General features: G+C 42.9%; 10 protein-coding genes and 1 pseudogene. 7 read left to right on the top strand and 4 right to left on the bottom strand.

The window, feature by feature from the left end; translation table 11 throughout:
* The first annotated feature begins 6 nt into the window (after positions 1–6).
* The 3 genes and pseudogenes from NXX38_RS07645 (at position 7) to NXX38_RS07635 (ending at position 5,657) form a co-directional block, all read left to right on the top strand.
* Positions 7–2,975: pseudogene (locus NXX38_RS07645) on the top strand (hypothetical protein).
* Positions 2,950–5,103, top strand: coding sequence for a DUF4838 domain-containing protein (locus NXX38_RS07640; RefSeq protein ID WP_258978976.1), 2,154 nt, complete (start codon positions 2,950–2,952; stop codon positions 5,101–5,103). The pseudogene NXX38_RS07645 and the gene NXX38_RS07640 overlap by 26 nt, the downstream one beginning before the upstream one ends.
* Positions 5,104–5,141: 38 nt before the next feature.
* Complete coding sequence (locus tag NXX38_RS07635; RefSeq protein ID WP_195649809.1) at positions 5,142–5,657, top strand: DUF1573 domain-containing protein; 516 nt, start codon at positions 5,142–5,144, stop codon at positions 5,655–5,657.
* Between the two features lie 93 nt (positions 5,658–5,750).
* Here NXX38_RS07635 and NXX38_RS07630 read toward each other — a convergent pair whose 3' ends face one another.
* Together NXX38_RS07630 and NXX38_RS07625 are read right to left on the bottom strand one after the other, a co-directional pair.
* Positions 5,751–6,311 (bottom strand): DUF4348 domain-containing protein, encoded by a 561-nt coding sequence (locus NXX38_RS07630; protein WP_167511794.1) that lies wholly within the window; start codon positions 6,309–6,311, stop codon positions 5,751–5,753.
* Positions 6,312–6,386: 75 nt separating this feature from the next.
* Positions 6,387–7,676 (bottom strand): DUF2851 family protein, encoded by a 1,290-nt coding sequence (locus NXX38_RS07625; protein WP_258978974.1) that lies wholly within the window; start codon positions 7,674–7,676, stop codon positions 6,387–6,389.
* Positions 7,677–7,759: 83 nt separating this feature from the next.
* Between NXX38_RS07625 and dapB the strand changes: the two genes are divergently transcribed.
* The 4 genes from dapB (at position 7,760) to NXX38_RS07605 (ending at position 12,030) form a co-directional block, all read left to right on the top strand.
* Entirely contained in the window at positions 7,760–8,530 is a 771-nt protein-coding gene (gene dapB, locus NXX38_RS07620) for a 4-hydroxy-tetrahydrodipicolinate reductase (RefSeq protein ID WP_148365463.1), read from the top strand.
* A 132-nt stretch (positions 8,531–8,662) separates the two neighbouring features.
* Complete coding sequence (lepB, locus tag NXX38_RS07615; protein ID WP_409012854.1) at positions 8,663–10,330, top strand: signal peptidase I; 1,668 nt, start codon at positions 8,663–8,665, stop codon at positions 10,328–10,330.
* Between the two features lie 42 nt (positions 10,331–10,372).
* Entirely contained in the window at positions 10,373–11,314 is a 942-nt protein-coding gene (gene lepB / locus NXX38_RS07610) for a signal peptidase I (RefSeq protein WP_148365461.1), read from the top strand.
* 77 nt (positions 11,315–11,391) lie between these two features.
* Positions 11,392–12,030, top strand: coding sequence for a WbqC family protein (locus NXX38_RS07605; RefSeq protein ID WP_258978970.1), 639 nt, complete (start codon positions 11,392–11,394; stop codon positions 12,028–12,030).
* Positions 12,031–12,247: 217 nt separating this feature from the next.
* Here NXX38_RS07605 and NXX38_RS07600 read toward each other — a convergent pair whose 3' ends face one another.
* Positions 12,248–12,439, bottom strand: coding sequence for a hypothetical protein (locus NXX38_RS07600; protein ID WP_258982041.1), 192 nt, complete (start codon positions 12,437–12,439; stop codon positions 12,248–12,250).
* A 1,033-nt stretch (positions 12,440–13,472) separates the two neighbouring features.
* Positions 13,473–14,282, bottom strand: a complete 810-nt coding sequence (locus tag NXX38_RS07595) for a Fic family protein (RefSeq protein ID WP_258978968.1) — start codon at positions 14,280–14,282, stop codon at positions 13,473–13,475.
* Positions 14,283–14,317: the final 35 nt, after the last annotated feature.

Below are 14,317 nucleotides of genomic sequence, written 5' to 3'. Positions count from 1 at the left end.
GATAGAATGAGCAGAGAGTTTCTCCATAAAATCACCATATTAGGTTGTCTGTTTTTACTGATAACCTCTTCCTCCGGGACCGACAACGGATTCCAGACACCGGAGCAATATGCCCAAATTGTACAAGAGCATTTTGCGAACGAGGAATGGGAAGCAGGGAAAGAGCTATTGGAGGAGGGCCTTCAGAAATACCCGAATGTTTCTGACCTTGAATGGCTCATGGGAAAATACTGGTTCCACGAAAAGAACTACGACCAATCGCGTTATCATCTTGTCAAAGCGATAGACGACAACTACAACAACGTCAATGCCAAACATCTGCTGGTAGATGTAGAAGACATCACCGAGAATTATTCCAGTGCCATTTGCTACGTTAATGAGTTGCTGGAAGTGAATCCGTATTGGAGAGGTTTATGGCGAAGAAAGATTGAACTGTACCGCAAGCAGAACAACGATGTGGAAGCAGACCGTCTGTTGAAACGTATCAATCAAATTTACCCGAACGATACAATTCTAAGGAAGGATTATATCTACAGCATGGAGGTAGGCTACCAGCAAATGAAAAAAGGTGGTAACCGGAAAGAGGCCATCGAAAAGCTGACGGAGCTCATCAAAGTATCTCCCCAAAACGAAGAATATTATCTGGACATCATTAACCTGCATTTGCAGGAAGGAAACCGGGAAGCCGCTCTAGGCTGGTCATCCAACGGTTTGGCTGCCATACCGGGAAGCGGTGCGCTTATCGTCAAAAGGGCAAGCATTCTCAGCGAATTGGCACGTTATCCGGAAGCACTGGTGTTTATACGCGAGCAAATGCGAAGGAACAACAGCCCTGCCATACGGCGCATGTATAACGACCTGTTAATGGAGGCTGCCCGTGCAGAAAAGCAACGGGATCCTTATGTATTATATGGCATGGCCTATGGAAGGAGGCAATAAGAACAAGGAAGCATTGGACTACCTGCTGAACACTTCCGTCACCCGAGGATATACCGACGATGCTCTCTTCTATATCAGAGAAGCTAAAAAACAATATGGCAACAATGATAAAGGAATTCTTTATAAAGAATATATGCTTTATCGCCAGATGAATGAGGATGATCTTGCCTATTCAACGCTGAAAAAGATGTATGAGATGTATCCTGATGATTATGATATTACGCTTGCCATGAGCGCACAGCACATGAAAAAAGCAGAAAAGCTGATGGAACTCGGTCTGTACGCAGAAGCATTGCCGCACGTATTGTTCGTTTCTCAAAAACATATAGACAATGATATGAACGGTGCCGCATGGGAAAAAGCCTTGAGTTGCTATATCAATATGAAACGTTACAATGAAGCACTTGCAACATTGGACACCATCACTCTTCACTTCCCTGATTACGAAAACGGCACGTTGAAAAGGGCATTTATTCTCGATAAAATGGATAAAACCGAAGAGGCTTTGCAACTGTATCTATCTGCCATCGAACAGAGTGATGAGGATATGCGCATTTTTTATGTCATCGGATACGAGGAACTGGCAGTGCCCTACATCAAGAAATGTATGGAAGCCGGAGCTACGAAGAAAGCATACGAGGAATCTGTTAAGCTAATTAGCCTGAATCCATCGAGCGATCTCGGATTACGGTATGCCATCAATTCGGCCGGTTTACTCGGGAAATACGATGAATTCGAGAAATACACAGCACAAGGGATCAATTATTATCCTGAAGAACCGTTCTATCAGGCAAAAAGAGCTACTGTGCTTGAACGTGACAAGAGATACGAAGCTTCTTTGGAATTCCTGAAGCCGATACTCAACAAATACCCGAGCAACAAAGAGATTATAGGCGCATTCTCACAGAGCAGTGAATACCGTGCCCTGCAACTGACAAAGGCCAAAGAACCGGAAAAGGCTCTCGCAGTTCTTGATACTGCTTTGCTTTATGACAGTCAGAACAAATCATTAAAGTACGCCAAGGGAGTGGTATATGGAAGCCAACCGTCAAGCGGATTCTGCCTATTATTACCAGAAGTTCTACGAGCCATCCATCATGGAATATCGCTCTTTCCAACGACATTTATCGGGTCTTAGAAGCATGATGCTCAAGAATGAGATTGCCTTGACCTATCTTCGTGCACGCTATGGAGAAGAAGATATCATTACCTCTGTTGCAACGGTCGAATATACCCGAAAAGGCCAGAAGAACAGCTATACGGGACGCCTCAACTATGCAGGGCGAAGTGGATCGGCAAGCGACAGCATGGAAGCGGAAGAGCAGACACCGGGAGGGGTCGGCATTCAGGTACAAGGTGAGTGGACGCATCACTTCTCACCGAAGTGGAGCCTCACGGCCAATACAGCCTTGGCGACCAAATATTTCCCGGATATAACGGCTGATGTCGCTTTACGACATTATCTCAAGAATGATTGGGAAATAGGTGCGCATGTGGGTTATAGACGGGTAGCCGCCTATACAAAGCGTTATGAATGGAACGATGAATTCTTTGCAGGTGGCACCGGAGACAATGGTTATCTGTTTACGGGTTGGAATGAATCAAAAACTAACCTACTCACTGTAGGCGGAGAATTAGCCAAGACCATTGAAGTAGTTCGTCTCAACACGAAAATCGATATGCACTTCTTCAACTCCAACTTCTATTACAATGCGCAGATTGGCGCCAAGTACTTCCCGGCGAGCGATACAAAGACAAATATCAACGCCATGGCAAGCATCGGATCGGCACCGGAAACGGCCGTACTGGACTATGCGCTGCCCGGCTCTTTCTCACACACCAATACCATGGTGGGACTGGGAGGCCAGTATATGGTAAGTCCCAACATAACCATAGGTTTGATGGGGACCTGGAACACCTATTATAACCAAACCAATACGGTGCGAGGGACAAGTCCGTCCAACCAGATAGAATCCATATCGACACGCTATAAAAACTTATATAACATCTATGCACAAGTCTATATTTCATTCTGACACGCTTTGCCCCATATTGGCAGGAATGATCTGTATTTGCTGCCTTTTATCCGGCTGCCGTATGCAGGCACGCACGGAGATGTTCCCATCGAAAGAAGGATATCTCGTCACTATTGGCGAAGCCCCGACCGACAGAGACACCCGGTGGGCGAAATACCTGTACGAGCATCTCAAAAAGCGTGCAAATGACGATGAAATAGTAGCTTTTGGTGTTTCTGAGATGGATGCATGGCGTATCATTATACAGATAGACCCCACCTTACAAAGAGGGTTCAAAGTAGCCTGCAAAGGTGCTGATATAAGGTTGACAGCAAGTGACGACAAACAAATGCTCTGGCTGCAATACCAGCTAATCAAGAAAATCAGCAAAGAAGACCCGCGTATAGACGGCTCCGATCTTCCTCCCGCCCTTATCAATCTCAATGATACTTGTGGAACCTTTGCATTTGACTACCAAAGCATTTATTCCCCACACGGTCTGAATCCCGATCATACAGGGGTGATCGGACTAAACAACTTCGACGACAGCTGGGGAATATGGGGACACAACCTGCGGAAAGTATTGGGAAAAGAAGCGGAAAAAGTATACGCCACCATTCATGGAAAGACAGATGACTCACAACTGTGTTTCTCTTCCGAGGACATGTACCGCCAGATAGAAAGTTATATTGTAAATAACTTCGGTGAAAAGGGAAATTCCCGTTTTGTAATAGCCCCGGATGATGCTCCGTATGCCTGCACATGTGCCACCTGCACCGCACTGGGAAACATGGAGAAGAATGCCACTCCGGCCGTTACGGAACTTATTATCCGCCTTTCACAACGTTTTCCCAAGCATTTTTTCTTTACGACTTCTTATCTGACCACACAACAGGTTACCGACAAACAACTCCCCGCCAACACCGGAGTAATCGTCAGCGCCATCGACTACCCACTTCGCCGGACAGACGGCAAGGATGAGCAAGACAAGAAATTTGCCGACCAACTCGACAACTGGAAGAAAGTGACGAATAACATCTATATATGGGACTATATCAACAACTTCGACGACTACCTCACTCCTTTTCCCATATTAAAGATAGCCCAACAAAGACTCCAATTCTTCAAACAACATGGAGCCAGCGGTATATTCTTCAACGGAAGTGGATATAGCTATTCCTCTTTCGATGAAATGAGGACTTTTGTACTATCCTCCCTCCTTATCAACCCGGAACTCCCGGTCGATGACTTAATCAGAAGTTACTTTAATCAGGAATATCCAGTATCAAAAAAATGGCTATACGATTACTACACTGAATTGGAGAACAACGCCCAATCCGGAAAACGGCTCGGACTTTATGCCGGTATCAGAGAATCAGAAAAAGCATTCCTCTATCCGGATCAATTCATCAAATTCTATGATGAAATGGGAGATTTTGTTTCCGAAGCAAAAGGGAAAGAGCGTAAAAAGCTGCACGAACTTCAGACTGCTTTGTCTTTCACACGCCTGGAATTAGGACGTGACCACGGCTTTGATGCTTACGGATATGCCAAACGGAATGGAAAGGAGATCCAGCCGGTTCCCCAAGCCCGAAAATGGATCACCCAGCTCAAAGAACACAAAGCATTTACCGGAATGGAATATTATAATGAGTCAGCCTATGAGATCGACTATTATATAAAGGAATGGGAACAATACCTACTTTCTTCCGACATCAAGAAAAACTTGTTTTTAGGACTCAATCCTTCAGCAACTCCTAAACTGAATAAAATTGATTCCAAGAAACTGACTGATGGCACTCACGGTTTACCCGGAGACTATCATTGCGGTTGGATAATCATTCCGGGAGAAGAATGTACCATCAACCTGCCGGTGAAAGGTATCAACACATCAGGAACATTCTATATCAGCTTTCTGAATCTTCCCCGGCATCGCATCTATGCTCCACAACAAATTCAACTGTTGAAAGACGGAATAGCCTATAAAACAATAGACCTGAAACCGGAAGACGCTCCGGAAAAAGGGGAAATGATAAAAGCCACCGTTCCGGCAGACCTGAACGGAGCAGAACAACTAAGCATCAAAATCAGTTGTTTAAAGAAACCGGAAGCGCAAATAGGTATCGATGAAATTGCATTCATCCCTTAGATGCTGAAAAAGTGATATAATAAAAATAAATGGCAACAATGAATAAATCCATATTCTATATTTTCCTACTGACGGCACTTCCGCTCTGCTTTACAGGGTGTAGGAAGGAAGTACGTCCCACAAGCATGACGATAAAGGATTCGGTCAGGCACTATTACCCCATCAAGCAAGGTCAGCAGCTCGATATCATGTTTACTATCACCAATACAGGAGATGCTCCGTTAATCATTTCAGAAATGCAACCTTCCTGTGGCTGTATCATTCTGGATAAAAGTTCGCATATCATCATTCCCGAAGACGGAATCAGACAATTCAAGGCAACCTACAACAGCATTAAGAATGTAGGCGAGGTGGTTCACCGCATCCGGATTTTCGGCAATATGCTCCCCGACGGAAGAGCCGAACTTAAATTTGATGTTAACGTAGTCCCCGATGCAGACTATACACGTGATTATGAGGAACTCTATCAGGATTTCAACACCAAGAACGGTATTGTCAGAGAGATGGTGGATGGAAAAGAATCCGAACTGGGATATTATGTCGGAGAACCCTAATCAATATCATGTATTAAGTATCAAGTATTAAGTATTAACATCAAATGACTGGCTAATACTTAATACTTGATACTTAATACTTATTTCTCCTTTCTAAGGATGTATTTCTTTGAATGCGGCATTTTCTTCTTTCACATTCTGAATAGTCTGCTTTAACTCTCCAATCGGCAAGTCATATCCATACCAACCTGTATAGCAGTCTACCACATACCATTTCCCGTCCGACTGCAATTCGAACTCGACACGCAAATCAACCTCGGATTCTTCATAGCCTGCTTCAAAGATTTTATGCTTCGGTTCATTCAACGTAAACTTGGAAACATAAATACCTCCCTCTTCCTGGGTGATACGTTCTTCCTTCATTGTTTCGCTATCCAGCAACGGCCACTTTTCCCGAGTGAAAGGGAATGTTTTCTCGGTTTCTCCGTCATCTGCCAACAAAGTGATCGGAGTCTTTAATGGGAACTTGATACGAGTATACTGGAAGGCTGCACTGGAAGTAAATTTATCCAGAAAGGATTTGAAATCTTCACCGTCTTGTGTAGTCAGTTCATTATCGGCTTTTGCCTTAGAACTATTACCGCAGGAGATAAACGAAACGCCTGCGAGCAGCATCATAGCCAGCAAGCAGCATACAAACTTTTTAGCTCTCATAACACTATATAAATTAAGAGTTTAATTGACGACGCAAAGATAATGACAAGTTTGGCATCTTGGTTATTTTAAGAACTAAATCTTTGTATGCTTTAAATACTCATAACCGAAGCGGCAGTACAGACATTTCCGCTTATCGCAATACTCTTTTTGTAACTGTATCAGTGCCTGACTATCCGCCGCACTGACTACCGGAAGTCCGGCATCGCTCCACGAACGGATAATATGATTGCTCTCCGCCTTCAATTCTTCCAAAAAACGTGAGGCACGTTCACACATTCGTTCATCCGTCTTGTGCAAACCATAGGTATAAAGAAAAGGAACCACCGTATTAATGATAATCAAATCTTTGGAACGCTCTCCCATCGTCTTTTCCTTTTGTGGAGACAGTCGCCCGAATAAATAATGATTTTCCCAATAGGAAGACGTACGTGTATCCAGTAAAGCTCTCACATCCGTCAGAGTATCCGCTTCCAGTAAACGTGAAAACAGCTTATCTCCTTTCTGATAGAGATAAGCCAACTGCGCCAAGCGAATATGCGGAAAGTTTTCCGGACGAAGCCGGAGAAAACGCCATAAAGTAGCATCCATCCCCTGCCCGATTTCAAATTTTCGCTGCAGATAACGATACTCTTTACAAAGACGAATACTATACTCGTCCTCCTGTTCCTTTTTCAGAAATGTGTCTTCCAACAACCCTGCCAAACCATAGAAGAAAGCTTCTATCTGAAACAAATTATTCCGGTGCTTATCCATCGCACGAAATGGCAACAATTCCGCCCACGTTTCAAAAGCATCTCCGTTCAATCCAAAACCGAAATTACGGGCAAGGGTGATAAAGAAAGCATCTTCCCAATTACTGTTGCAAAGTTCGAGACGATGCATGATTAACTGTGCTTTCTGTTCCAAACGCTCTGTTTGCAAAGCGGTCAGCCAGGAATGGATAGTGAGTTTGGGAAGAGAGGCAAGGATGGGATAGCAAGCCGAATAATGATCGGCTACGCAAAGTTCATGATAATGGGATTGTACATTTTCCGGACAAGTCAGCAATAGTTGTGGTATCTGTTCACCGTTGGTACGGGTTATTTCCGTATCCACCTCGCTCACCACATGGAGAATTACAGAATCGTAGGCTTTGTCGCAATTATGCCCGTGGCGAAACCAATCAGAAGAATGTGTATGTATTTCTATATTCCCTACCCATAAGGTGTCATCAATCTTTAGTTTCGCGTTAAAAAAGTCGGGACCGGCATTCGGGTTTTGCAGACCGGAATCAATCACTTCTACCGGTAAGCCGTTGGTGGTTTGCAGTACTTTCAGAGGAAATAATTTATGTTTCCACACGTAGTGGAGAAGATGTTCCATGTTAACAAGACGTTAATGTGCGCTGCAAATGTAATAAAAATCTTATCTTTGCGACTATTATTTTGAATATAAGTCAGAAAACAATGAAAATAGCACTGATCGGTTACGGAAAGATGGGCAAAGAGATAGAAAAGGTTGCCCGTAGTCGCGGACATGAAATCGTCTGCATCATTGACATCAATAATCAGGATGACTTCGAATCCGAAGCGTTCAAATCGGCCGATGTGGCCATTGAGTTTACCAATCCGATGGTAGCTTACAGCAATTATATAAAAACTTTCAAAGCCGGTGTGAAACTGGTATCCGGCAGCACCGGATGGATGGCCGAGCATGGCGAAGAAATCAAAAAGCTCTGTACTGAAGGAGGCAAAACACTGTTCTGGTCGTCCAACTTCAGTCTGGGAGTCAGCATTTTCTCTGCTGTCAACAAGTATCTGGCTAAAATTATGAACCAGTTCCCCACTTATGATGTCACCATGAGCGAGACACATCATATTCATAAACTGGATGCTCCTAGCGGAACAGCCATCACACTGGCAGAAGGTATTCTGGAAAAGATGGACCGTAAGGACAAATGGGTGGAAGGAACTTTCCTTGCACCGGACGGAACCATTAGCGGAACCAACGATTGCGCGCCTAATGAACTTCCTATCGCCTCTATCCGCGAAGGAGAAGTGTTCGGTCTGCATACCATTCGCTATGAATCTGATGTAGACAGCATAACTATCACGCATGATGCTAAAAGCCGTGGCGGATTTGTATTGGGAGCCGTACTGGCAGCCGAATATACGGCCACACACGAAGGTTTTTTGGGCATGAGTGATTTATTCCCATTCTTGAAATCAACAAAATAAAGATATGCTAAAAAGATTATTTTCTTTCAAAGGAAGAATCGGACGGTTAGAATATTTTCTAACAGCTCTTTTCACAGGGGTGATAACACTTCCCATAACATATGCAGAAGAAGAGGCCCCCCCTTTCTTATTATGCTTATTTTAATTCCTATAATATGGATCAATGTCGCACAGGGTGCTAAAAGATGTCATGATTTGGGAATAAACGGGTTTTGGCAATTAATACCTTGCTTTCCTTTTGTCCTGATTTTCAGAAAAGGAGAAGATAAAGACAATCAATACGGATCAACTTTACAGTTAAATCTACCAAAAGAAACAACAAAAGTGGAGCATGTACAATGGATCAAATGTGCCATTGCTATTCTACTTTACCTCGCTTTCCTTCTCTGGGTACGGAGTTGGTGGGGATTGATTATTGTTCCTTTCATTTTCGATATTTATATCACAAAGAAAATACCTTGGTCTTTTTGGAAGAAGTCGAAGAATCCGGCTGTCCGCAGTGTGATGAGTTGGGTGGATGCCATCGTATTTGCGTTGGTTGCTGTCTACTTCGTCAATATCTACATCTTCCAGAATTACCAGATCCCTTCCTCTTCGCTGGAAAAATCATTACTGGTAGGCGATTTCCTGTATGTAAGCAAGATGAGCTACGGTCCCCGCGTACCGAACACTCCGCTTTCTATGCCGTTGGCACAACATACGCTGCCTGTCTTCAATACTAAATCGTATATCGAGTGGCCACAATGGAAATACAAACGGGTACCGGGCTTCGGCAAAGTGAAGCTGAATGACATTGTTGTCTTCAACTTCCCGGCAGGAGACACGGTAGCAGTGAACTACCAACAGACAACGGACTTCTATACGCTGGCTTACGGTGAAGGACAACGCATCTACTCCAAACAGATTGAGATGGATAGCCTGACACGTTCACAGCAACGTGCAATCTATGACCTCTACTACGCCGCCGGACGTAAACAGATTCTAAACAATCCGCGTACTTACGGTGAAGTACTGTGGCGTCCGGTAGACCGTCGCGAGAATTATGTGAAACGTTGTGTCGGCTTGCCCGGTGATACATTGCAAATTGTAGACGGACAGGTGATGATTGACGGTAAGGCGATTGAGAACCCCGAAAACCTGCAATTCAACTACTTCGTGCAGACTACCGGTCCGTACATTCCGGAAGATATGCTGCGCGAATTAGGCATCAGCAAGGATGACACCATGCTGATAGAAGACTCTGGCTGGGAAGGCGGATTATTGGAAATGGGACTGGACAACCGGAATGCGCAAGGCAAACTGAATCCGGTATATCATCTTCCATTGACTAAAAAGATGTATGACACTCTCCTTGGCAATAAAAAGCTAATCAGCAAAATAGTAATGGAACCGGAAGAATACGCCGGACAGATGTATCCGCTAAACCTTTATACCAAATGGAACCGCAACAATTACGGTCCGATCTGGATTCCTGCCAAAGGAGCTACCATTACCCTCACAGAAGACAACCTGCCTATCTATGAGCGTTGCATCGTAGCCTACGAAGGCAACAAGCTGGAAGTGAAACCAGACGGTATCTACATCAACGGTGAAAAGACCAATGAATATACCTTCAAAATGGATTATTACTGGATGATGGGTGACAACCGTCACAACTCTGCCGACTCCCGTTATTGGGGTTTTGTACCCGAAGATCATGTAGTGGGCAAACCGATTGTCGTATGGCTGTCGCTTGACAAAGACCGTGGATGGTTTGACGGTAAAATCCGTTGGAACCGCCTCTTCAAGTGGGTAGACTGATAAGTGTACGGATAGAATAGAGTGATAAGGTGATAAATATTAATGAACATTCGTAAATTCAAATGGATACTAGCATTTGCCGGAGCAGTAGTCGTAGTGCTTCTACTCCGGGGATTTGCTTTTACGTCCTGCCTTATCCCTTCCACCGGTATGGAAAACTCCATTTTCCAGGGTGAACGTATCTTAGTGAATAAATGGAGTTACGGGTTGCGAATTCCTTTCATGTCGCTCTTTTCTTATCATCGTTGGTGCGAAAGTCCTGTACGGCGACAAGATATCGTAGTGTTCAATAATCCGGCCGGAATCCGGGAACCTATCATCGACCGCCGGGAAATCTATATCAGCCGTTGCCTCGGAATGCCGGGTGACACCTTATTTGTTGATTCCCTTTTCTCCGTTATTTCTCCCGAGGCACAGTTCAACCCGGATAAGAAAAGACTTTATTCGTACCCCGCTTCAAAAGAAAATCTGATAACCTCACTGATGCATACTCTTTCCATCACCAACGACGGATTGATGGGAAGCAATGACAGTACCCACGTGCGCAGTTTCAGCCGTTATGAATACTATCTGCTGGAACAGGCGATGAATGGAAAAGAGTGCTTCGTTCAACCTCTGTCGAACAAGGAAAACACTGATCCGAATCCGCTGATTGTTCCCGGAAAGGGGCAATTTATACGTGTCTATCCCTGGAACATAACCCTGCTACGAAATACGCTCGTGATGCACGAAGGCAAACAGGCAGAGATAAAAAACGATACCCTCTACGTGGACGGAAAGCCCACGAAACACTGTTATTTCACAAAAGATTATTATTGGATGGGGTCTAACAATACCGTCAACTTCTCCGACTCGCGTCTTTTCGGATTTGTCCCGCAAGACCATGTCATCGGAAAAGCCTCCGTCATCTGGTTCTCCAAAGAAAAAGATACAGGGCTGTTTGACGGATACCGATGGAACCGTTTTTTCAGAACAGTGGAATAATCTTCCGATTTCCGATTCATAAAAGAAACAGCTCCTTAATAATATCCTCAATTATAGAGTTCCCTAAACGAATTAAAATGAAAGAAATGAAAATAGCCTATTTATCTTCAGCTTATCTCGCTCCCGTCGAATATTATACCAAGCTACTGGCTTATGACAAAGTGTTTGTAGAACAACATGACCACTACATCAAACAAACCTACCGTAACCGGTGTACCATTGCCGGACCATCCGGCGAATTAGCTCTTTCCATCCCAACCGTAAAACCCGACACATTGAAGTGTCCAATGAAGGATATCCGCATTTCCGACCACGGCAACTGGAGACATCTGCACTGGAACGCCATCGAATCGGCCTACAACAGTACTCCTTTCTTTGAATATTACAAGGACGACTTCCGTCCCTTCTACGAAAAGAAATACGAGTTTTTAATCGATTTCAACGAAGAACTATGCCGGATGGTCTGTGAATTGATAGATATTCACCCCACTATGGAGCGTACTAGTGAATATAAGATGGAGTTTGCTCCCGGAGAATCCGATTTTCGGGAAGTCATCCATCCCAAAAAGGATTTCCGGGAAGTAGATACAGAGTTTGTTCCACAACCTTACTATCAGGTTTTCGAATCCAAACTGAGTTTTCTACCTAATTTGAGTATCATAGACTTGTTGTTCAATATGGGACCGGAAAGTCTGTTGACATTAGGTAAACGATAACCTCACTTTTCTATTAGAATGTAAAAAGAGTATATAGCATCGCGCTCCAAAAGACGGAGAAAGATGTTTACCGCTTCAATCTATCATTATCTATACATCAACTTTCTGATACAAGGAATGTATATGTTCTACGGAAATAGGTACATGCATTAAATGTCAAATTCTCTACAACTAATAAATAAATGCTCGAATGTAATTGATTATCAGTGAGAAATTGTTATTTTTTTGCAGAAAGCAAAGAAAGTATATGATGAAAGCAAAGAAAACAAGAGAGATAGCTTTCAGGATTCATAAAACAATTGAGGGTCAGATAAAAAGATATCATTTCATCATCGGATGAAAAGATAGCGTGCATGAGTTGCGTCGTGTCCCCCGGACGAGCCTGCTGGTTGCTTAAAACTTCTTCCATAAGAATTTTAATTAAATGGTGAATAAATTAAGTTCAACGGGGCGATACAGAAAGGTAGTTTTAAGGAATAAAAGAAGCGGTTCCGCCTGTCCCATTGCATTCCACTATCCACGACAGCAGTAGGTGCACTAACATCCTACATGGGGGTGCGAAACCGCCATATAGGATTAATGGGACGGGCATAAAAAAGCCCGCCACACTGATACGGCAGGTTCTCCGCCGTGGTTTAAAATGGAATGCACTACAAAGATAGAATATAAAATCAGAAAAGAGAAAAGAAAATCAGTATAAATTGAAGTTTACAGCAATAAGCTTAAGGCAGAACTTCCTAAAGCCTACTTGTTACTATAAGATTCATATGGAAGGTTCACCGGTTTCACCTTTAGCTGAATAGTTCTAAATCAAATGTTTATGGTGAAAGAGGTACATAAAAAAATAAAGAACCATCCTTCACCTCCTTCACAAAGATAAAATGCAGAGAAATAAATAGCAATATAGCATCGTGGAAATGCTTATATCGTATAGATTAAGTGTCTATACATCCAAATTGTTGGGTATATATAGCCAATGTATTGGGCATATATAGCCAGCATGTTGGATATATATATCCTGCGTCTTGGGTATATATGTCCAACAACTCAAGTATTAATAGCCTAGATACAAAGTATTAATGGCCTATAACTCAAGTGTTAATACTTGATGGAGCGTTTGCTATGAGCTTATTAATTTTAGCTTATAGCATATTCGTTTTTGCTTATAGCATATTTACTTTAGCTTATAGCATATAAAAAGAACGGTGAAGAGTGTGAAGGATGAATATTTCTATATTTTGCGTTTCCTTTCACCATAAATATCTGGTCTATAACTATTCAGCTAACGGTGAAACTGGTGAAACTTTATTTAAAACTATTAGAGAATTACATAAGTTCGATATTAATAAATGCAACAGCCGTTACTGTAACGGTGATTTCGTTAATGAAAAACAACACAATATACAATGGGTGGAAGTCTTATCAAAAGAAGCCCTACAAGATTAAAACATAAAACTAAATCCTTTATTGTGAGAAGCTTTATATTTTTGTATTTCCAAAGACAGTGTTTTTTTCAACTGCACTGCCATGAAATCCAAAAAAGGCTGGTTGGTTTCATCATCTTGCGCCTGTTGTAAAGAAAGGATATAATCTGCCCTATCCTCCTTAAAAATCTTAGCGGGGAAAAGATGATAGCAGAATTGAATATAGTTCATCAATAAACGAGCTGCTCTCCTGTTACCATCCACCCAAGGATGAATAGTCACAAAATTGAGGTGAGCATTAAAACTTAATTCGTATTGTTCACGGAACGTTTCCACATTCTTTTGCCGTTCCTGCAACAAGAAACAAAGTTCTTCTACTTTAACAGGTACTTTTTGATAACCCATATAAGAACGCCCACCTACACCAGCCGTAACGTCACACAAACGGAACTCACCTCTGGAAGAATCGAAAGAGCCGCCTATTGTATTATGCCTTCCCCCTGTTGTCCGCATCAAAGTAGCGTTTAACTTCTGCAAGAAAGCAGGAGTTATAACAGTATTGCGTTCCGCTTCCTTTTTAGCAAGCTCGTATGCTTTCTTCAGGTCCTCATTCATCAAATGATATACCAACGGCTTTCCTTTAGCTGTTACACCTTCATCAAAAAGAAGCTGTGCATCCATTTCGGTTAGTGTAGAACCTTCAATGGCTGTAGAATGGGTAATAAGAGAATAGAGGTAGTACTTCTCATAGTCCACCGACTGACTGATACCGAGTTGCTGAAACTCCTTATACAGTTCCTCTATTTCCTGCCAAATACCTTTTTCCATAATAGGTTACCTTGATTGTTATTTTTCCCAAAATT

This window comes from Bacteroides sp. BFG-637 (assembly GCF_024793605.1).
Classification (GTDB): domain Bacteria; phylum Bacteroidota; class Bacteroidia; order Bacteroidales; family Bacteroidaceae; genus Bacteroides; species Bacteroides vicugnae.
This window is presented reverse-complemented; position numbering and strand designations above follow the sequence as displayed.

Coding starts and splice junctions, on each gene's coding strand:
- lepB (WP_148365461.1), top strand. CDS start 10,373: ATGAACATTCGTAAATTCAAATGGATACTAGCATTTGCCGGAGCAGTA.
- dapB (WP_148365463.1), top strand. CDS start 7,760: ATGAAAATAGCACTGATCGGTTACGGAAAGATGGGCAAAGAGATAGAA.
- NXX38_RS07625 (WP_258978974.1), bottom strand. CDS start 7,676: ATGGAACATCTTCTCCACTACGTGTGGAAACATAAATTATTTCCTCTG.
- NXX38_RS07600 (WP_258982041.1), bottom strand. CDS start 12,439: ATGGAAGAAGTTTTAAGCAACCAGCAGGCTCGTCCGGGGGACACGACG.
- NXX38_RS07595 (WP_258978968.1), bottom strand. CDS start 14,282: ATGGAAAAAGGTATTTGGCAGGAAATAGAGGAACTGTATAAGGAGTTT.
- lepB (WP_409012854.1), top strand. CDS start 8,663: ATGCTTATTTTAATTCCTATAATATGGATCAATGTCGCACAGGGTGCT.
- NXX38_RS07605 (WP_258978970.1), top strand. CDS start 11,392: ATGAAAGAAATGAAAATAGCCTATTTATCTTCAGCTTATCTCGCTCCC.
- NXX38_RS07640 (WP_258978976.1), top strand. CDS start 2,950: ATGCACAAGTCTATATTTCATTCTGACACGCTTTGCCCCATATTGGCA.
- NXX38_RS07630 (WP_167511794.1), bottom strand. CDS start 6,311: ATGAGAGCTAAAAAGTTTGTATGCTGCTTGCTGGCTATGATGCTGCTC.
- NXX38_RS07635 (WP_195649809.1), top strand. CDS start 5,142: ATGAATAAATCCATATTCTATATTTTCCTACTGACGGCACTTCCGCTC.